This is a genomic window from Variovorax sp. 22077 (genome assembly GCF_052044195.1).
GTDB lineage: Bacteria > Pseudomonadota > Gammaproteobacteria > Burkholderiales > Burkholderiaceae_C > Variovorax > Variovorax atrisoli.
The window spans coordinates 144424-163051 of sequence record NZ_JBQEQC010000012.1 but is presented as its reverse complement, the minus strand read 5'-3'; the positions used below and the strand labels follow the sequence as shown (position 1 = coordinate 163051).

Annotated in this window: 19 protein-coding genes and 1 tRNA gene; 7 read left to right on the top strand and 13 right to left on the bottom strand. The window is 66.8% G+C overall.

Annotated elements, in window-relative coordinates; translation table 11 throughout:
- Positions 1–131: 131 nt before the first annotated feature.
- Together ACTJLF_RS18875 and ACTJLF_RS18870 are read left to right on the top strand one after the other, a co-directional pair.
- Positions 132–380: a GlsB/YeaQ/YmgE family stress response membrane protein gene (locus tag ACTJLF_RS18875; RefSeq protein ID WP_019655888.1), complete on the top strand. Its 249-nt coding sequence runs from the start codon at positions 132–134 to the stop codon at positions 378–380.
- Between the two features lie 68 nt (positions 381–448).
- Positions 449–781, top strand: a complete 333-nt coding sequence (locus tag ACTJLF_RS18870) for a hypothetical protein (RefSeq protein WP_354410019.1) — start codon at positions 449–451, stop codon at positions 779–781.
- Between the two features lie 39 nt (positions 782–820).
- Here the strand turns inward: ACTJLF_RS18870 and ACTJLF_RS18865 are convergent, their stop codons facing one another.
- The 6 genes from ACTJLF_RS18865 to ACTJLF_RS18840 all read right to left on the bottom strand — a co-directional run bounded on the left by ACTJLF_RS18865 (position 821) and on the right by ACTJLF_RS18840 (position 6258).
- Positions 821–1495: a histidine phosphatase family protein gene (locus ACTJLF_RS18865; RefSeq protein ID WP_354324234.1), complete on the bottom strand. Its 675-nt coding sequence runs from the start codon at positions 1493–1495 to the stop codon at positions 821–823.
- Between the two features lie 156 nt (positions 1496–1651).
- Complete coding sequence (locus tag ACTJLF_RS18860; RefSeq protein WP_440883687.1) at positions 1652–3568, bottom strand: SurA N-terminal domain-containing protein; 1917 nt, start codon at positions 3566–3568, stop codon at positions 1652–1654.
- A gap of 77 nt (positions 3569–3645) precedes the next feature.
- Positions 3646–3721: transfer RNA gene (locus ACTJLF_RS18855), tRNA-Val, on the bottom strand.
- Between the two features lie 29 nt (positions 3722–3750).
- Positions 3751–4023 carry an HU family DNA-binding protein gene (locus ACTJLF_RS18850; RefSeq protein ID WP_007830705.1) on the bottom strand — a complete coding sequence of 91 codons (273 nt, stop codon included), beginning with the start codon at positions 4021–4023 and terminating at the stop codon, positions 3751–3753.
- 220 nt (positions 4024–4243) lie between these two features.
- On the bottom strand, positions 4244–5329 hold the full coding sequence (locus tag ACTJLF_RS18845; protein WP_132751677.1) for a tartrate dehydrogenase: 1086 nt from the start codon (positions 5327–5329) through the stop codon (positions 4244–4246).
- Complete coding sequence (locus tag ACTJLF_RS18840) at positions 5326–6258, bottom strand: alpha/beta fold hydrolase (protein ID WP_132751678.1); 933 nt, start codon at positions 6256–6258, stop codon at positions 5326–5328. The genes ACTJLF_RS18845 and ACTJLF_RS18840 overlap by 4 nt, the downstream gene beginning before the upstream one ends.
- Positions 6259–6344: 86 nt before the next feature.
- On the opposite strand from ACTJLF_RS18840, the gene ACTJLF_RS18835 reads away from it, so the two are divergent.
- On the top strand, positions 6345–7292 hold the full coding sequence (locus ACTJLF_RS18835; RefSeq protein ID WP_440883686.1) for a LysR family transcriptional regulator: 948 nt from the start codon (positions 6345–6347) through the stop codon (positions 7290–7292).
- 15 nt (positions 7293–7307) lie between these two features.
- On the opposite strand, the gene ACTJLF_RS18830 is transcribed toward ACTJLF_RS18835, so the two are convergent.
- From ACTJLF_RS18830 to uvrC, 3 genes are read right to left on the bottom strand one after another with little or no spacing between them, the layout of a single operon-like run.
- A complete protein-coding gene (locus ACTJLF_RS18830) occupies positions 7308–8198 on the bottom strand; it encodes a DMT family transporter (RefSeq protein ID WP_440883685.1) in 891 nt (296 codons plus the stop codon).
- Positions 8195–8761: a CDP-diacylglycerol--glycerol-3-phosphate 3-phosphatidyltransferase gene (gene pgsA, locus ACTJLF_RS18825; protein ID WP_019655880.1), complete on the bottom strand. Its 567-nt coding sequence runs from the start codon at positions 8759–8761 to the stop codon at positions 8195–8197. Before pgsA ends, ACTJLF_RS18830 begins: the two co-directional genes overlap by 4 nt.
- Before the next feature lie 56 nt (positions 8762–8817).
- Positions 8818–10779: an excinuclease ABC subunit UvrC gene (gene uvrC / locus ACTJLF_RS18820; protein ID WP_440883684.1), complete on the bottom strand. Its 1962-nt coding sequence runs from the start codon at positions 10777–10779 to the stop codon at positions 8818–8820.
- Positions 10780–10923: 144 nt separating this feature from the next.
- Here uvrC and ACTJLF_RS18815 point away from each other — a divergent pair, with 144 nt between their 5' ends.
- A complete protein-coding gene (locus ACTJLF_RS18815) occupies positions 10924–13020 on the top strand; it encodes a gamma-glutamyltransferase family protein (protein ID WP_295981799.1) in 2097 nt (698 codons plus the stop codon).
- A 42-nt stretch (positions 13021–13062) separates the two neighbouring features.
- Here ACTJLF_RS18815 and ACTJLF_RS18810 read toward each other — a convergent pair whose 3' ends face one another.
- Entirely contained in the window at positions 13063–14496 is a 1434-nt protein-coding gene (locus ACTJLF_RS18810) for a M20/M25/M40 family metallo-hydrolase (protein WP_440883683.1), read from the bottom strand.
- 76 nt (positions 14497–14572) lie between these two features.
- On the opposite strand from ACTJLF_RS18810, the gene earP reads away from it, so the two are divergent.
- The 3 genes from earP to ACTJLF_RS18795 all read left to right on the top strand — a co-directional run bounded on the left by earP (position 14573) and on the right by ACTJLF_RS18795 (position 17403).
- Entirely contained in the window at positions 14573–15670 is a 1098-nt protein-coding gene (gene earP, locus ACTJLF_RS18805; protein WP_440883682.1) for an elongation factor P maturation arginine rhamnosyltransferase EarP, read from the top strand.
- Between the two features lie 185 nt (positions 15671–15855).
- Entirely contained in the window at positions 15856–16410 is a 555-nt protein-coding gene (efp, locus tag ACTJLF_RS18800; RefSeq protein WP_019655875.1) for an elongation factor P, read from the top strand.
- A 129-nt stretch (positions 16411–16539) separates the two neighbouring features.
- Positions 16540–17403, top strand: coding sequence for a TIGR00730 family Rossman fold protein (locus tag ACTJLF_RS18795; RefSeq protein WP_132751684.1), 864 nt, complete (start codon positions 16540–16542; stop codon positions 17401–17403).
- Between the two features lie 9 nt (positions 17404–17412).
- Here ACTJLF_RS18795 and ACTJLF_RS18790 read toward each other — a convergent pair whose 3' ends face one another.
- The 3 genes from ACTJLF_RS18790 to ACTJLF_RS18780 are packed head-to-tail and all read right to left on the bottom strand — an operon-like array spanning position 17413 to position 18617.
- Complete coding sequence (locus ACTJLF_RS18790; protein WP_126184985.1) at positions 17413–18078, bottom strand: TetR/AcrR family transcriptional regulator; 666 nt, start codon at positions 18076–18078, stop codon at positions 17413–17415.
- Positions 18079–18086: 8 nt separating this feature from the next.
- Positions 18087–18407 carry a hypothetical protein gene (locus ACTJLF_RS18785; RefSeq protein WP_440883681.1) on the bottom strand — a complete coding sequence of 107 codons (321 nt, stop codon included), beginning with the start codon at positions 18405–18407 and terminating at the stop codon, positions 18087–18089.
- A 42-nt stretch (positions 18408–18449) separates the two neighbouring features.
- The gene (locus tag ACTJLF_RS18780) at positions 18450–18617 is read right to left on the bottom strand and encodes a hypothetical protein (RefSeq protein ID WP_440883680.1); all 168 of its coding nucleotides are present in this window, start codon (positions 18615–18617) and stop codon (positions 18450–18452) included.
- Between the last annotated feature and the right edge of the window lie 11 nt (positions 18618–18628).

The following is an 18628-nucleotide window of genomic DNA, read 5'->3' as shown; positions in this document are numbered from 1 at the left end:
CTCGGGCGCTCGGCTCGATGTGCCGCAGCATCCCCGGCGCACGCACCGCTCCGCTATCATGAATGCGCCCCGCGCGGACGGGCCTCGGCTCAGCGCCGGTTCCCCCTTCACCACTCCAAAGGAATATCTTCATGAGCATCGTCTGGACTATCCTGATCGGGTTCGTCGTGGGTCTCGTGGCACGGGCAGTCAAGCCGGGCGACGACTCCGCCGGTTTCATCGTCACGACCATCATCGGCATCGCCGGCTCGCTGATCGTCACGTACGTCGGCCAATCGCTGGGCTGGTACACCGCCGGGCAGGGTGCAGGCTTCATCGCCTCGGTGCTCGGTGCGATCGTGCTGCTCTTCATCTACGGCATGATCAAGCGCAAGAGCTGACCGGCCGGCGCAAAAAAAGAGCAGCAAGGAGACAAGGCCGTGCCGACTCGCGCGCACGGCCTCAGGTGATGCCCCGCAAAGCACGCGCCAAGCATCATGTGTATGTGGTCGAGCTGGATGACCGCGTATGGAACAACGGCCGCTTCAGGCGCGCCAATCCCGACTACCAGCTCGGCAAGCCCTTCGTCTATGTCGGCATGACCGGCCTGGACCCCGACATCCGATTCGACAAGCACAAGGCCGGCATCCAGGCCAACAGCTTCGTGGAGGAATTCGGGCTGCGCCTGCTGCCCGCGCTCTACGAACGCTACAACCCCATGACCTACGAGGACGCGCGCCTCATGGAGGTCGACCTCGGCATCGCGCTGCGCAAGGCCGGCTACGGCGTGTGGCAGGCCTGATACCCGACCCACCCAACCCGGCGATCGGCCGGCACCTCTTCAGGAATAGGTGACCCAGTCCTCATACGCCGGCCCATCCAGGTGCGGCAGCGTGTTGTAGGTGACGAGCATGTGCCGCTTCGGCGTGAACGCGAACTCGGTCACCGAGGTATTGCGGATGCGCAGGTTGAGTTCGATCGTCGTCTCGGCGCTCGTGCCCAGCACGTGGCCCACTGCGGTGCTGATCGGCCCACCGCTCGACACCACCAGCACCTTCGCGCCGTGGTGCCGGTCGCGCACATGGTCGAGCGCCGTCGTCACGCCCGCCAGAAAGTCGACATAGCTGGGCATGCCCGCCGGCGCGGTTCTGCCCTGCATCCATGCGCTCAAGCCTTCACGCAGCAGCCGGAAATGATGGCGGTACATCTCGGGCGTGTCGGGCTTCTGCAGCTTGCCTTCGTGGATGGTCGCGATGACCGCCTCGCTGTCGTACTCGTTGAGGCCCGGCCAGGGCAGCACGTCGTTGCGCTCCAGCCGAAGCCCCTTGGCGATGCCCTCCCACGTCTGGCGATGGCGCTTCAGCGTACCGGTGATCACGGCATCGAACTTCATGCCACGCTCGCGCCAGTACTCGCCGAGGCGAACGGCCTGCCGATGCCCGAGCTCGCTCAGGTTGTCGTAGTCGGCAGCGCCGAAGCTGGCCTGCCCGTGGCGCACGAGATAGAGGGTTCCCATGGCCGGAATTCTGGCAAGAAGCGAACGCACGAGTTGTCCCTCGTGCGACCTGCGTGCGCGTCCGCGGGCACGGGCACGGGCACGTCGACATGAAAAAGGCCCGAGCCATCGGCCCGGGCCTTGTCATGTGCGACTCGCGAAGACGCGATGCGCGTGTCAGCGGCCTGCTGCGACCGGCAGCGTGTCCGCTGGCTTCGGCACGAGGATCTCTGCCTTGTAGCGATCCTTCAGCATGTTGTAGTACGCGGCGTCTTCGGCAGCAGCCACGGACTGGCCCACCTGGGACTGCTCCTGCTTGGCGAGTTCGGCCGGGGGCGGCGTGCGCGGAACGACCTTGGTCACGCGGACCACCGTGTAGCCCTGCGCACCCAGGTCCACGCCCACGAGCGCCGGCAGCTTGGAAGGGTCTGCACGCAGCGCTGCGTCGATGACGGGCAGCGGCTGCGATTGCGCATCGCGGCGCGACACCGTCACAGGCGCACCGAAGGTGGCACCGTCAGCCTTCGCGGTCCACGCGGCGAGCTTTGCTTCGCCTTCGGTCTTCGCCAGCACCGCGGCGCGTTCCGCGACGAGCTGCGCACGGATCTTGTCCTTCACGTCGGCCAGCGGCACAGGGTGCGCCGGCGAGTACTTCGTCACGCGACCGGACGCCAGCTGGCTGGGACCGACCTCGATGGCCTCGGTGTTCTGCTTGCGCTCGAGCGAGTCGGCTGCGAACAGCGCGTTCAGGAAGTTGCGGTTCGCCAGCGGGCCGGTCGCGCCCGGTGCAGGCGTGCGCGGCACGTTGTCGGCCGTGCGGATCGTGAGCTTCAGCTTGTCGGCTGCCGGCTTGAGGCTGTCGGGCGTCTGGTAGACCGCATCGGTGAAGGTCTCGGCAGCCTTCGCGAATTCCTGCGTGGCCTGCTGCGAGCGCATTTCGTTCTCGATGGTCGCGCGCACCTGCTCGAAGGGCGGAACCACTGCCGGCTTGATGTCGGTCAGGTGGATGATGTGATAGCCGAACTCGGTTTCGACGACACCGCTGATCTCGCCCTTCTTGAGAGCGAACATCGCATCTTCGAAAGGCTTGACCATCGCGCCCCTGGTCACGAAGTCGAGGTCGCCGCCCTTCTCCGCCGAGCCTGGGTCCTGCGAATTCTTGCGTGCCACCTCGGCGAAGGTGTTGGGCGCCTTCTTCACTTCGGCGAGAAGCTGCTCGGCCTTGGCCTTGGCCTTCTCGCGGTCCGCTGCCGGCGCGCTCGCCGGGGCGGTGATCAGGATGTGGCTGGCGCGGCGCTCTTCCTTGGTGCCGAAGCGCGATGCGTTCTGCTCGTAGTAGGTCTTGAGATCGGCCTCGTTCACGACCACGCTCTTCTTCGCCGCATCGAGGTCGAGCACCAGGTACTCGATGCTCGCCTGCTCGGGAGCCTGGAACTGCGCCGTGTGGTCCTTGTAGTAGGTCTCGATGTCGGCATCGCTCACCGTCACCTTGGAGGCGAAGGCATCGGGTGCGAAGCGGGCGACCTGGATCTCGCGCGTGTCGTAGAAGGCGTTGATGGTGGTCGCGGCCAGCGCGGGCGGCGTGAAGGCGGTGCTCGAGATGCCCAGCAGCACCTGCTGCGTCGCCATCTCGGCGCGCACGGATGCCTCGTACTGCTCGGGCGTGCGGCCGGTCACGCGCTGGAAGGTGTCGCGGTCGAACTTGCCGTCGGGCGTGCGGAAGGTGGCGAGGCCCGGGTCCTGCGCGAAGATGCGCGAGAGGCGCTCTTCGGAGACGGTCATGTTGGCCTTGGCTGCCGCTGCGGCCAGCACGCGGTCGCGCACCATGCGCTCGAGCGTTGCGTAGCGCATGGCATCGGACTCGAGCAGCGTCGGATCGACGTTGGGCGACTGCTGGCGGATGCGGTCCGTCTCGACGCGGTGCTGCTGATCCCACTCGGGCTTCGTGATGTCGTGTCCTTCGACGCGCGCGACCTTCTCGTCGCGACCGAAGCCCTGATAGCGCTCGACGCCGAACAACACGAACGACGGAATGATCAGCAAGAACAAGATGATCATCACGATCTTGTTGTACTTGCGGAAGGTATCAAACATGCTTGAACACTCTTTTTCGACAGCAGTCGGACGGCAATAAAAAAGGCGAACTTGTGGTTCGCCTTTGCATCGGGTGGTGGTGGGTGCTGAGGGGTTCGAACCCCCGACCTACGCCTTGTAAGGGCGCCGCTCTACCAGCTGAGCTAAGCACCCCACCGGGAATACTCTCCGAGTCTAACGCCTCAGTTCAGCGCGTCTTTCAGCGCCTTGCCGGGACGGAACTTCGGGATCTTGGCTGCCTTGATTTTAATCGCGTCGCCGGTGCGGGGATTTCGGCCGGTGCGGGCCGCGCGTTTGCCTACTGCGAAAGTGCCGAAACCGACGAGCGAAACGGAGCCGCCCTTCTTGAGCGTGGTACGAATGGCGCCGATCGTGGATTCGAGCGCGCGGGTCGCAGCAGCTTTGGAAATGTCGGCGTTCTTTGCGATGTGCTCAATCAGTTCGGTCTTGTTCACAAGGGCCCCTTGTAGAAAAAAAGTTGGTCGGCTTCCGTCAGCTGCGACCTGGCCGCAGACGGTGCGACACAAGAACCCGGCAGGCCTGACGCCTCGGCAGCGCGCTGCCAGCGAGGATTACAACCACTGGTCTGCAGGGTGTCAATAAGACACGAGGCCATGCCGAGCAGCGGAGCGCGCGATTTTAGGGGCGTTTCGTGAAGTCCTTTTTCAAAGGCTCTCAAAGCGCATCGGCGATGGCCCGGCCCAGGTCGGAGGTGCTCGCGTTGCCGCCGATGTCGGGTGTGCGCGGCGCTCCGCTTTGGGGCGCGAGCACCTTCTCGATGGTCGAAAGGATGGCGTCGTGCGCCTGCTTGTGGCCCAGGAACTCCAGCATCATCGCGCCGCACCAGATCTGGCCGATCGGGTTTGCGATGCCCTTGCCGGCGATGTCGGGCGCCGAACCGTGCACCGGTTCGAACAGCGACGGCATGGTGCGGTCGGGATTGAGGTTGGCGCTGGGCGCGATGCCGATGGTGCCGGTGCACGCTGGGCCGAGGTCGGACAGGATGTCGCCGAACAGGTTGCTCGCCACCACCACGTCGAAGAAGTCCGGCCGCTGCACGAAGTGGGCGGTGAGGATGTCGATGTGGAACTTGTCGAGCTTGATGCCGGGATAGCTCTTGCCCATCTCCGCCACGCGCTCGTCCCAGTACGGCATGGTGATGGAGATGCCGTTCGACTTGGTCGCGCTCGTGAGGTGCTTCTTCGGCCGCGACTGCGCGAGCTCGAACGCGAACTTCAGCACCCGGTCCACACCCAGGCGCGACATCACGGTTTCCTGCACCACGATCTCGCGCGGCGTGCCCTGATACATGCGCCCGCCGATGCTGGAGTATTCGCCCTCGGTGTTCTCGCGCACGATGTACATGTCGATCTCGCCGGGCTCGCGCGGCGTGCCGTCGCGGCGCACCACGGGCGCGATGATGCCGGGCATCAGGCGCGCCGGACGCAGGTTGATGTACTGGTCGAACTCGCGGCGGAACATCAGCAGCGAGCCCCAGAGCGACACGTGGTCCGGGATCTTCTCGGGCCAGCCCACCGCGCCGAAGAAGATGGCGTCATGGCCGCCGATCTGTTCCTTCCAGTCGTCGGGCAGCATCTGGCCGTGCTTCTCGTAGTAGTCCCAGCTCGAGAAGTCGAAGTGGTCGAACTTCAGGTCGATGCCGAACTTGCGCGCCGCGGCGTCGAGCACGCCCAGCCCTTCTGGCACGGTTTCCTTGCCGATGCCGTCGCCGGCGATGACTGCGATTCTGTGGGTGCTCATGGCGTGTCTCCTGCGGGTGCGTGTTGCGAAGGTGGAAGAAGAAGAGAGAAGAAAGCCAGGGCTTCGGCGAGCAGTTCGTCAGGGGCCTCTTCGGGAACATAGTGGCCGCAGGGCAGCGCCCGGCCCGACACCTCGGCGGCGCGCTCGCGCCACAGCGCGAGCACGTCGAAGGCCTTGCCGACCGCGCCATGCTCGCCCCACAGCACGCGCAATGGCTGCTCGAGCCGCAGGCCGGCTGCGATGTCGGCGCGGTCGTGCACGAGGTCGATGGTGGCGGATGCGCGGTAGTCCTCGCAGATGGATTCGGCGGTACCCGCGATGGCGGCGCAGCGCTCGTATTCGGCCAGCACCTCGGGCGCGAACGGCGCAAGGCCGGCGTGCCGACCACCCATCACACTGCGCACGTAGCGCGCCGGGTCCGAGGCGATCAGCGCCTCGGGCAGCGGCGGCGGCTGGATCAGGAAGAACCAGTGCCAGTAGGCCTTGGCGAATGCCTCGGAGGTCTGCTCGTACATCGCGAGCGTGGGCGCGATGTCGAGCAGCAGCATGCGCTCGACCGCCCCGGGGTGGTCCATCGCCAGCCGGTGCGCGACGCGGGCGCCGCGGTCGTGCGCGAGGATGCCGAAGCGCTCGAAGCCGTGGTGCCGCATCGCGGCGAGCGCGTCGAGCGCCATCTCGCGCTTGCTGTAGACGGCATGCTCGGCATCCGCCGCCGGCCGGCCCGAATCGCCGTAGCCGCGCAGGTCGACCGCGACCACGGTGAACCGCTCGGCCAGCGCCGGTGCCACGCGATGCCAGATCGCATGCGTCTGCGGATGACCATGGAGCAGCAGCAAGGGAGCCCCCTGCCCGCCGACGCGTCCGTGGATGCGCACGCCGTCGCGCTCGATGTCGAAGGTGGGAAAGGAAAGAAAGGAAGAAGCCGTCACGGCGACGATTGTGCGTTGCGCCCCTCACACCATCAAGCAACAATCGACCAATTCATACTTTCCAATATGGCATGAATCCACCCTCGATGGAAAGAAGCGACCTGGCGCTGGTGCTCGCCATCCGCGACCAGGGCAGCCTCGCGGGCGCGGCTGCCACGCTGGATGTGGTGCCCTCCGTCGTCACCAAGCGGCTGGGCGCGCTCGAAGCGCGGCTGGGCCAGCGCCTGTTCGAGCGCACCACGCGGCGCCTGAGCGCCACGGCCGAAGGCGAGGCGGTCTGCCTGCATGCACGGGCATTGCTCGACGGCTTCGCGGCGCTGGAAAGCGAACTCGGCGAGCGGCAGAACGAGTTGACCGGCACGGTCCGGCTGGCCGCCACCTTCGGCTTCGGTCGGCTCTGGCTCGGGCCGGCGCTGGCCGCCTTCCAGGCTCGGCACCCGGCGCTGCAGATCGAACTGCTGCTCACCGAGCAGTTGCCCGACCTGGGCGCCGAGGGCTATGACGGCGCGGTCTGGCTCTGGGCCGTGCAACAGCGCCACGCAGCCGACTGGATCTCGCGTCGCATCGCGCGCAACCAGCGCGTACTCGCCGCCTCGCCCGACTACCTGAAACGCCGGGGCACGCCTGCCACCATCGAGGCGCTGTCTTCGCACGACTGCCTGGTCGCGCGCGAGAACGGTGACGCCGGCGGCCAGCGCCAACATGCGGTCTGGACCTTGCGCCACGCGCGCGACGGCAGCACGGCCCGCGTGCGCGTGCAGGGGCCATTGGCCAGCAACTCGGGCGAGATGGTGCGCGACTGGTGCATCGCCGGCCACGGCATCATGTTGCGCAGCCTCTGGGACATCGCACCACAGCTCGCAAGCGGCGAACTCGTGCGGCTGCTGCCGCAGTACGCGATGACGGAAGCCGACATCCACTGGATCGCGCCCTGGCGGCCGAAGACTCCGCGCCGTGTGCGACTGCTGGTCGACCACCTCGTCGAGCAGTTCCGAAGCGAGCCCTGGAAGCCGGGCAGGAGCGGAGCGCGCTAGATAGAAGAAGACGACTCAGCGCCCGCCGCTGCGCACCACCAGGCTCACGCCGGCCGCCGTGAGCCCGATGCCCAGCACCGTCACCAGCGTGATCGGCTCGGAGAACAGCAGCCACGCCATCACGGCCGTGCAGGGCGGCACCAGGTAGAGCAGGCTGGTGACGGCAGTGGCGGTCCCGCGCTGGATCAGCATGTAGAGCAGCGAGCTGCCGCCCAGCGACAGCGCCAGCACCGACCAGGCCATGGCGCCACCCGAATACAGGTTCCAGTGGATGCTGTCCGTCTCCAGCGCCGCGAACGGCAGGGTGACGAGCACGGCAGCCGCCATCTGCACGGCGCTCGCGCTGCGCACGTCGCAGGGCGCGACGAAGCGCTTCTGGTACAGAGTGCCTGCGGTGATCGACAACAGCGCCATCAGCGCGAGCGCCATCGTCTGCACGCTGACCTCCCCGCCCTGCCCCAGCTTGCGCAGCACCACCAGCACCAGGCCCGCGAAACCCAGCCCCAGCCCGATCCACTGGCGCCCGGTGATGCGCCCGCCGGTGAAGGAAAGCCAGACCGCCGTCAGCACCGGCTGGATGCCGACCAGCAGCGCCACCAGCCCCGCACCCATGCCCTCGCGCACCGCGGCCCAGACACCGCCGAGGTAGCCTGCGTGCATCAGGACGCCGGTGACGGCCAGGTGCGTCCACTGGGCCCGCTGCTTCGGCCACTCGACCCGCGCGAGCGCGACCCATGCACCGAAGCAGGCCAGAGACAGCGCGAAACGCACGGCGAGGAACTTGAGGGGCGGCGCATACGGCATGCCGTAGCGCGCGACGATGAAGCCCGTGCTCCAGATCAGCACGAAGACCACGGGCATCGCCCGCAGCCAGCCCGAGCCGCCGGCCGGGGTCGCGGGCGTCATTTGGTTCTGGCCCGGATTTCCGGAATGGCCTTCTGCAGGTAGTACACCATCGACCAGATGGTGAGCACGGCGGAGATCCAGATCAGCCACTGGCCCCAGGCGCCAGTGTCGATCACGCCGAACAGGCGCCCGTCATAGAGCAGGAAGGGAATGGCGACCATCTGCACGGTCGTCTTGACCTTGCCGATCATGTGCACTGCCACGCTCTTGCTGGCGCCGATCTGCGCCATCCATTCGCGCAGCGCCGAGATGGCGATCTCGCGGCCGATGATGATCAGCGCCACGAACACGTCGGCCCGGTTCAGGTGCACCAGCACCAGCAGCGACGCGCACACCAGGAACTTGTCGGCCACCGGATCGAGAAAGGCCCCGAAGGCCGAGGTCTGGTTGAGCCGGCGTGCCAGGAAGCCGTCGAGCCAGTCGGTGGCGGCGAAGACGATGAACATGACCGTGGCGATCAGGTTGCGCATCGGCTCGGCCATCGGAAGATAGAACACACCGACGATCAAAGGGATCGCGACGATGCGCGTCCAGGTCATGATGGTCGGCAGGGTCCAGAACATCGCTTGATTGTGTCATGGCCGCGGTAACCCCCTGCGGAGGTCGCGCGATCGATCGGTCAGTGCAGCGCCTTGTAGATTTCTTCCGCAAGGTCGGAGGCGATGCCCTCGACCGACGCGATGTCCTCGATGCTCGCCGCCGCCACGCCCCGGATGCCGCCGAAACGCTGGAGCAGGCGCGCGCGCCGCTTGGGCCCGATGCCCGGGATGTCTTCGAGCTGGCTGCCGCCCACGCGCACCTTGGCACGCTTGGCACGCATGCCGGTGATCGCGAAGCGGTGTGCCTCGTCGCGGATCTGGGCCACCAGCATCAGCGCGGCCGAGTCCTTGCCGAGGTAGACCTTCTCGCGGCCGTCGGCGAACACCAGTTCCTCGAGGCCGACCTTGCGGCCCTCGCCCTTCTCGACGCCCACGATCAGCGACAGCGGCAGCCCCAGTTCGCCGAACACCTCGCGCGCCATCGACACCTGCCCCTTGCCGCCGTCCACCAGCACCAGGTCGGGCATGCGGGCGGTGCGCGGCTTGGGCGGCGCAGCGCTGCCGTCGCTCTCGGCATCGCCCGGAGGCAGGGCATCGGTCTCGGCGGCCATGACCTCGGCCAGCTTGCCGTAGCGGCGGTGCAGCACCTGGCGCATGGCGGCATAGTCGTCGCCGGGCGTGATGCCCTCGATGTTGTAGCGGCGGTATTCCTTGTTCTGCATGGCGTGGTGCTCGAACACCACGCAGGAAGCCTGCGTCGCCTCGCCCGCGGTGTGCGAGATGTCGAAGCATTCGATGCGGAAGTTGTCGAGGTCGTCCGCAGCCAGCTCCAGCGCGTCGGCCAGCGCACGGGTGCGCGCCTGCTGCGAGCCCTCTTCGGCCAGCAGCCGGGCCAGTTGCAGCTTGGCGTTGGTTTCGGCCATCTCCAGCCAGTGGCGGCGCTGCTCGCGCGGCTGGAACACCGCCGTCACGCGCGAGCCGGCCTGCTGCGAGATGGCCTCGATCAGCTCGCGGCTCACCTGCTCGCTGAGCACCAGCGTGGCGGGCACGGGCACGTCGATGTAGTGCTGGGCGATGAAGGCCTCGAGCACCTGCACCTCGACCGGATCCGCGACGGCGGGCGGCGCGCCCTCGTCGTCGTCGAGCTCGCCGTGATGGATCTGCGCCGCGTCTTCCACGTGCACCGGAAAGTAGGGCCGGTCGCCCAGATGCCGCCCGCCGCGCACCATCGCGAGGTTCACGCAGGCCTTGCCGCCCTGCACCTTCACCGCCAGGATGTCCACATCCTTGTCGGACGCGATCTCGATGGACTGCTGGTGCAGCACCCGCGAGATCGCCGACATCTGGTTGCGCAGTTCGGCGGCCTGCTCGAACTCGAGCTTCTCGGCATGCGCCGTCATGCGCTGCTCGAGCTTGGAGAGCACCAGTTGCGTGTCGCCCATCAGGAAGGCCTCGGCGCTGGCGACGTCCTGCGCATAGGCCTCGGGCCCGATGTGGCCCACGCAGGGCCCGCTGCAGCGCTTGATCTGGTAGAGCAGGCAGGGCCGCGTGCGGTTGGCGTACACCGTGTCCTCGCAGGTGCGCAGGCGAAACACCTTCTGCAGCAGCTGGATCGACTCCTTCACCGCCCAAGCGCTCGGGTACGGCCCGAAGTAGCGGTGCTTCTTGTCGACCGCGCCGCGGTAGTAGGCCAGCCGCGGAAACTGGTGCGACGCGATCTTGAGGTAGGGATAGCTCTTGTCGTCGCGAAACAGGATGTTGTAGCGCGGCTTGAGCGTCTTGATGAGGTTGTTCTCGAGCAGCAGCGCCTCGGCCTCCGAGCGCACCACCGTGGTCTCCATGCGCGCGATCTTCGAGATCATGTGCCCGATGCGCGTACCGCCGTGGTTCTTCTGGAAGTAGTTGGCGACCCGCTTCTTCAGGTTGCGGGCCTTGCCCACGTAGAGCACCGCCCCGGCCGCGTCGAAATAGCGGTAGACACCGGGCAGCTGCGGCAGGGCCGCGACTTCGCTGAGCAGTTGTTCGGAATGCACGTCTGACATGGCGGCTATTGTGGCGCGCGCCATGCGGCCCTGGCGGGCGCCTGCGCGCAAACCCCGACACCGACTGGAACGGAATGTGCTGAAGATTGGGTACGGGCGCGAGGAGCGCCCGTGGTTTTCACACATACCTACTCGGGAAATCTCATGAAAGAAAACAACAACAGACGCGTCGTCTGGTGGCCTCTCACATCCGTCGCGCTTTCGCTGAGCCTGGCGGCCTGCGGCGGCGGCTCCGGCAACAACGATGCGCAGAACACGGCGGCCGCCCTCGCGGCCATCGCTGCAATCAATGCCGCCAACCAGCCGGCGCCTGCGCCTGCGCCGGCCGCACCCGATACGGGTTGCCTGATCCCGAGTGGCAATTCGTCCGTGGTAGTCGGCTCCGGCGATGCCGGCGACCCTGCCGCCCCGGAACCGGCTTCAGGCTACGCGCCCGGTCACAAGCTGGTGTACGCCAAGAACTACATGGTGGTCGCCAACCACCCGCTGGCCACACGAGCCGGCTGCGACATCCTCAAGGCCGGCGGCAGCGCAGTCGATGCCGCGGTCGCGGTGCAGGCCGTGCTCGGACTGGTCGAGCCGCAGTCGAGCGGCCTGGGCGGCGGCGCCTTCATGCTTCACTACGACGCGGCGACCAAGAAGGTGCAGGCCTACGACGGCCGCGAGACCGCGCCGGCCGCCGCCAACGAGAACTACCTGCGCTACATCGACCCGACCGGCGCCGACACCACGCAGCCCAAGCCCGGCGGCGCGCGCGCCAGCGGCCGCTCCATCGGCACGCCAGGTGCGGTGCGCATGCTCGACATCGCCTACAAGGACCACGGCAAGCTACCTTGGAAGGACCTCTTCAGCTACGGCATAACGCTCGCATCCGACGGCTTCTCGATCGGCGGGCGCATGGCAGCCGCCATCTCCGCTTCGGCCACCAGCCTCAAGCGTGACACCGAGGCTACGGCCTACTTCCTGAATGCCGACGGCACCCCAAAGGCGTTGGGCACGAAGATCAAGAACCCGGCATACGCGAAGACGCTCAACGCCATTGCCAGCCAGGGCGCCGATGCCTTCTATACAGGCGACATCGCGCAGGGCATCGTCGACAAGATCGGCATCACGACCGCTGCGAACGACGGCTCGGCCATCACGCCCGGCATGACCACGATGGCCGATCTGGCCAATTACAAGGCCAAGCGGCGAGACCCGGTCTGCGGCACCTACCGCGACTACTACGTTTGCAGCATGTCGCCGCCGTCGTCCGGCGGCATCGCCGTGGTGGCAAGCCTGGGCATCCTCGAAACCTTCAATCTGGGACTGTACAAGCCGACCGCCATCGACATCGAGGGCGGCAAGCCCACCGTGATGGGCGTGCACCTGGTGAGCGAGGCCGAGCGCCTGGCCTACGCCGACCGCGACAAGTACGTGGCCGATACCGACTTCGTTCCACTCCCCGGAGGCTCCGTCGACACGATGATCAATAAGCCCTACCTGCAGGGCCGCGCAAGCCTCATCAGCCTGACAAAGAGCATGGGCCTGGCGAAAGCTGGCGACCTCGGCTCGGTGCCGCTGGGCATCGACAAGACCGAGGAGCACGGCACCACACACTTCACCATCGTCGACAAGCAGGGCAACGTGGTCTCTATGACCACCACGGTGGAGTCCACGCTCGGCTCGTATCACATGACTCAGGGCTTCATGCTGAACAACCAGCTGACCGACTTTGCGTCCAACCCCGACGACACCAGCGTGACTCCGAGCGTCAAGGTAGCGAACCGCGTAGCGCCGGGCAAGCGCCCGCGCAGCACGATGGCGCCGACGCTGGTGTTCAGGAAGAACACCGACGGCAGCATGGGCGAGTTCGTCATGGGCACGGGCTCTCCAGGCGGCGGGACCATCATCCAGTACGTGGTCAAGACGCTGGTGGGCGCGCTCGACTGGGGTCTGGATGCGCAGCAGGCCACGTCGCTGGTCGACTTCGGCGCCACCAACTCCCCCGCCACCTCGGGCGCCACCTACAGTGCCACCAACGTGGGCGGAGAGCATCCCAACGTGAATACCGGCAACAACGGCAACGACGACCCGCTGATCGTCGGCCTGCGCGCCCTGGGTCACACCGTGAACTTCGGTGCCCAGTCGAGTGGCGTGAGTACCGTGATCCGCACCAACGTCGGCGGCAAACCGGTCCTGACCGGCGGTGCCGACCCACGGCGCGAAGGCATCGTGCTGGGCGACACCTTCACGCCCTGAGGTTCCGCAGGGCCCTTGCGGCCCTGAGGGCTCCCCTGCTAGTTACTTCGCGAGCTCGCTGACCAGGCGATACAGGAACTCGCGTCCGTCGTACAGGCGCTGGATCTCGATGCGCTCGTCCAGCCCGTGGGAGCGCGCGTCGGAGGGCTCGACGAAGAGGCCGCTCACGCCGTACATCGGGATGCCGGCGTTGCGCATGAACCGGCTGTCGGTGGCGCCGGTGCTCATGGCGGGAATGACGGGTACGCCGGGCCACATCTGCTGGGTGATCGACTCCACCGTCTTGACGAGGTCGCCGTTCAGCGGCGAGGCAGGGCTGCGCAGCGGCTTGCCCATGTTGCGCACCACGATCTTGTCGTTGCCCACGGCCTGGGTCAGCTGGCGCTCGACCTCGTCCGGATCGTCGTGCGGCAGGATGCGGCAGTTGACCGTGGCCTTGGCCGACTGCGGCAGCGCGTTCTCGGCGTGGCCGGCCTGCACCATCGTCGCCACGCAGGTGGTGCGGAACTGGGCGTTGTAGGCCGGGTTGGCCGACATGCGCTCGATCACCGACGGGTCGGGGTTGCCGCTGCCCACGGCGCGCATGTCGTCGGCGAGCTGGCCTGTGGCGAAGGGTGCGCTGCGCGCGAAGTAGGTCTTGGTGACGTCGGCGAGCTTCACCGGGAAGCTGTAGTTGCCGAGCCGCTCCAGCGCGGCCGAGAGTGCGTAGATGGGGTTGGTCCTTGTCGGCACCGAGCTGTGCCCGCCCACGTCGCGCGCCTCCAGCATGTAGGTGGTGTACATCTTCTCGGCCACCTGCATGCGGTGCAGGTTGGGCTTGCCGCCGCGCAGCTCGCCGCCGCCGCCTTCGTTGATGCCGAACTCGGCCTGCAGCAATTCGGGCTTGTTGTTGATGAGCCAGAAGGCGCCGTTGCTCAGCGCGTCGCCGCGCTCCTCGTCGGCGGTCAGCGCGAGGATGACGTCGCGCCTCGGCTTGAAGCCCTCCTGCTTCAGCTGGCCCACCACGGAGACCAGCGCCGCGGCCATGGCCTTGTCGTCGATGGCGCCGCGCGCGGTGAAGTAGCCGCCGGTCTCCTGCAGCTTGAAGGGATCGGTCTTCCAGTCCTCGCGCCGGGCCTCGACCACGTCGATGTGGGCCAGCAGCAGCAGCGGCTTCTTGCTGCCGTCGCCCTTGAAGCGCAGCACGAGGTTGCCCTTCTTGGGGAAGGGCTCGAATATCTGGATGTCGCCGGGAGCGAAACCCGCTTCGATCAGACGCTTCTCCATGGCCCGCGCCGCCGCGGTGTTGTCGCCGACCGAGTGGGTGGTGTTGATCTCGATCAGCTCTTTATAGATGTCGTGGAAACGCTGCTGCTGCGGCGTGAGCGACTGCGGCGTCTGCGGCTGCGCCGCGGCGGAGGTCATGCCGCAGATGCCGCAAAGCGCCAGCGAGAAGGCGAGCACGGTCTTGGCGGCATGGAAGGTCTGCATCCTCATGGGTTCTCTCTCTCCGGTGGTTGTCGTCCGGTCAGCATAGCAAGCGCCGCGTGCGAACACGGGCACACTCGCGACCATGCAATCCAGCCAATCGAAGCAGTGGGACATCTTCTGCAAGATCATCGACAACCACGGAGACCTCGGCGTCTGCTGGCGCCTGGCTCGCCAGTTGGCCGCCCTGGGCGAACGCGTGCGGCTGTGGATCGACGACGCGGCGGCGCTGGGCTGGATGGCGCCCGATGCGCGCACCGGCCGCGACGGCGTGGAGGTGATCGACTGGCTGGACGCCGCCTCGCTTCGGGCAGCCGTCGCAGGACCGGCGCCCGACGTGCTGATCGAAGCCTTCGGCTGCGACCCGGCGCCGGAGCTGATCGCCCGTTTTGCCGAGGGGCCGGGCCTGGCTTGGATCAATCTCGAATACCTCTCGGCCGAACCGTATGTCGAGCGGCTGCATGGCCTGCCCTCACCCGTCTTCAAGGGGCCTGGCTCGGGCCTGACGAAGCACTTCTTCTACCCGGGGTTCACGCCCGCCACGGGAGGGCTGCTGAGAGAACCCGACCTGATGGAGCGCAGGACCGCCTTCGACCGCGCTCAGTGGCTGGCGGCCCGGCAGATCCCGTGGCGCGATGGCGAGCGCCTCGTCTCCCTCTTCTGCTACGAGCCCGCCGCGCTGGCCAACCTGCTGGAGCGGCTCGCCGCGTCCGGCCAACCCACTCGCCTGCTGGTGACGGCGGGCCGCGCCGCGCAGGCGGTCCGGGCCCTGCGGGGAAGCGCGCCGGTGCCGGACGACCGCGGCGCGCTATCAATTTCATACCTGCCTTATCTCACCCAGCCCGACTTCGACCACCTGCTGTGGTCCTGCGACCTGAACTTCGTGCGCGGCGAGGATTCGCTCGTGCGCGCGCTGTGGGCGGGCGCGCCGCTGGTCTGGCAGATCTACCCGCAGGACGACGACGCCCACCACGAGAAGCTGAACGCCTGGCTCGACTGGATCGGCGCCCCGCCCTCCCTGCGGCTTTTTCACCACGCCTGGAACGGCTTCGGCAATGCGCCGCTGCCCGAGCCGGAAATGCAGGGCCCCTGGCTGCAAACCGCCCTGGAGGCGCGCGCCCGGCTGCTCGCGCAGGACGACCTGGTGACCCAACTGCGGGAATTCGTCACCCAAAAAAGCTAAAATAGTGGGCTTTGCGGATTTCGACCCGGATTTCACCGATCCGGAATGTCTTTCGCTAAACCTGCCGCGGGACATGTACCGCGGGGCCAGCCGACTTGGCAGACGTCCGGACAAGCATCGCGACGACGACCGAACGGCAACCGAAGGCCCCGTGCACCGAGCGGCCAACATCCAGAGACCCTGTTATGAAAATCGCTCAAGAAATCCGCGCCGGCAACGTCATCATGCACGGCAAGGACCCGATGGTCGTCCTCAAGACCGAATACAGCCGCGGCGGCCGCAACTCCGCCACCGTGCGCATGAAGATGAAGAGCCTGATCGCCAACTTCAACACCGAAGTGGTCTTCAAGGCCGACGACAAGATCGACCAGATCGTGCTCGACAAGAAGGAGTGCACCTACTCCTACTTCGCAGACCCGATGTACGTCTGCATGGACACCGAATACAACCAGTACGAAGTCGAAGCCGAGAACATGGGCGACGCCCTGAACTACCTCGAAGACGGCATGGCCGTCGAAGTGGTGTTCTACGAAGGCAAGGCCATCTCGGTCGAACTGCCCACCAGCGTCGAGCGCGAAGTCACCTGGACCGAGCCGGCCGTCAAGGGCGACACCTCGGGCAAGGTCATGAAGCCTGCCAAGATCTCCACCGGCTTCGAAGTGCCCGTTCCCCTGTTCGTCTCGCAGGGCGACCGCATCGAAATCGATACGCGCACCGGCGAATACCGCAAGCGCGTCTGAGCGCCGGTCCAACCGGTCGACCACCACCCCGAAAGAGGCTCCGCAAGGAGCCTTTTTCGTTTCCGGCCCATGACGGGCATGATGGTTGCGACACTGCACAATCAACCCGGTCAATCAGTCCGCTTTCCCATGAACAACACGCACAACCTTCACGACAAGCGCCTGGCCGACGCCTGGGCCACGCTCCACGCCCATGCGGACCAAGGCCTCCCGCTCGACCCCGATCCCTCGCGCATCGCCTTCGCCGATCCCGAGTTCCTGCTGCGCCGCGAAACGCGCGGCATCCGCATGCAGCTCGAACTGATGAAGCCCGACATCGAGCAGCGCGCCCACGGCATCGAGAACACGGTGGTGGTCTTCGGCAGCGCGCGCTTCCGCAGCGAGGAAGACGCCTCGGCCATGATCGCGCAGGCCGATCTCAGCGGCGACACGGTCGCGTCCGAGCGCTGGCGCCGGCTGGCGCGCAACTCGCACTACTACGAGAAGGCGCGCGCATTCGGCAAGCTGGTGGCCCAGTACAGCAACGACAAGGAGCCGCAGGACAAGCTCTTCATCTGCACCGGCGGCGGCCCCGGCATCATGCAGGCGGCCAACCGCGGCGCACACGAAGGCGGCGGGCTTTCGGTGGGCCTGGCCATCGCGCTGCCGATGGAAGAGGAAGCCAACCCGTACGTCACGCCCGCTCTGAGCTTCAAGTTCCACTACTTCGCCATCCGCAAGATGCACTTCATGATGCGCGCGAAGGCACTGGTGGCGTTCCCCGGCGGCTTCGGCACGCTGGACGAACTGTTCGAGGTGATCACGCTGGTTCAGACCAAGAAGTCGAAGCCGGTGCCGATCGTGCTCTTCGGCTCCGACTACTGGAAGCGGCTGATCGACTTCGACTTCCTCGTCGACGAAGGCGTGATCTCGCCGGGCGACGTGAAGCTCTTCGAGTACGTCGACGCGCCGGAAGACGCTTGGGGCGCGATCAAGCGCTTCTACAAGCTCTGACCCGTCAGCTCAGTCGGCGCCGTCGTCCTCGGCGGGGTGCAGCGCCTGCTCCAGGAACTTCGTGAGCGCCCGAGCGCGGCGCTTGCGCTCCGCCGCGCTGGTCTGGCCCATCGCGACCGAGTCGTCGGCCACGCCGTGCAGCGCATTGAAGAGGATCACGGCCGTGAGGGCCGGATCTTCCACGTCCCAGAAGCCGGCGCCATCGCCCTGCCTGAGCAGCGCGACCAGCTGCGTGATGACCGCGTTGTCGTTGCGCATGCGGCGGTCTTCGGGCCGGTACTCGTGGAACACCACGTCGTGCAGCGCGACGTTGTCCAGGTAGGTTTCTAGCCCCGTTTCCACCCAGGCCTTCAGGCGCGCGTGGTAGTTGTCGGGCCGATGCCGGTCCATGGCCTCCTGCAGCCGCGTGCAGAAGGTGTCGACGAAGCGCTGCTGCAGCGCGCCGAGCAGCGCCTCCTTCGACGGGAAATACAGATAGAACGTGCCCTTGGCCACCTGCGCACCGGCCGCGATCTCGTCGATGCTGGTGGCGGCGATGCCTTTATCGATGAAGAGGCGCTCGGCGGCATCCATCAGCGCGCCGGCGCGTGTCTCGGGGGCCTTGGTGCGACGGCGCGGCGCGCCTTCTCCTTCGGGGGATGTGGGAGTCGTGCCGGTGCCGTCGCTCGTTGCCATCTGCTGCCTCAGGAAACAACCGCCACGGCCGCGCGGGCCGAGCGGATCGCCGCGCGCACGGCGGCCAGGTCGAAACGCAGGCCGCGGGGCTCCATCACGCGCTCGCCGATCCAGACGAGTGCATCGTCGGCATCGGCGAAGGTACTGGCAGGCACGCCGAAGAGTTTCTCGACATTCATCTTGCGCATTTTCTCGTACTGATCGGCGGGCACCACGCTCGCCATGCCCATCATATGGCGGCGGATGTCGGCACCGCGCTCCTGCAGCCACTGCTTGGCGCTCTGCGCGCTCCCCTCGGGATGGACCAGCGCATCGGCGTCCGAGAACACCCGCAGCGATGCGAAGGGTTCGCCGCGGTCGAGCCAGCGGTTCTAGTCGTCGGTGAAGGCGCGCATGCCCTCGATTGTCTGCAGCCCCGCCGAAACGCTGATGACGAGGGGCCATTGACTGAGTTCGTGATGGATCATGGAAAGCTCCTTGGAAAAAACTGGACGAAGGCGCGTGCGAAGGCGCAACAGCGGCACATGGGCGGCGGGCATGGTGGAACCGC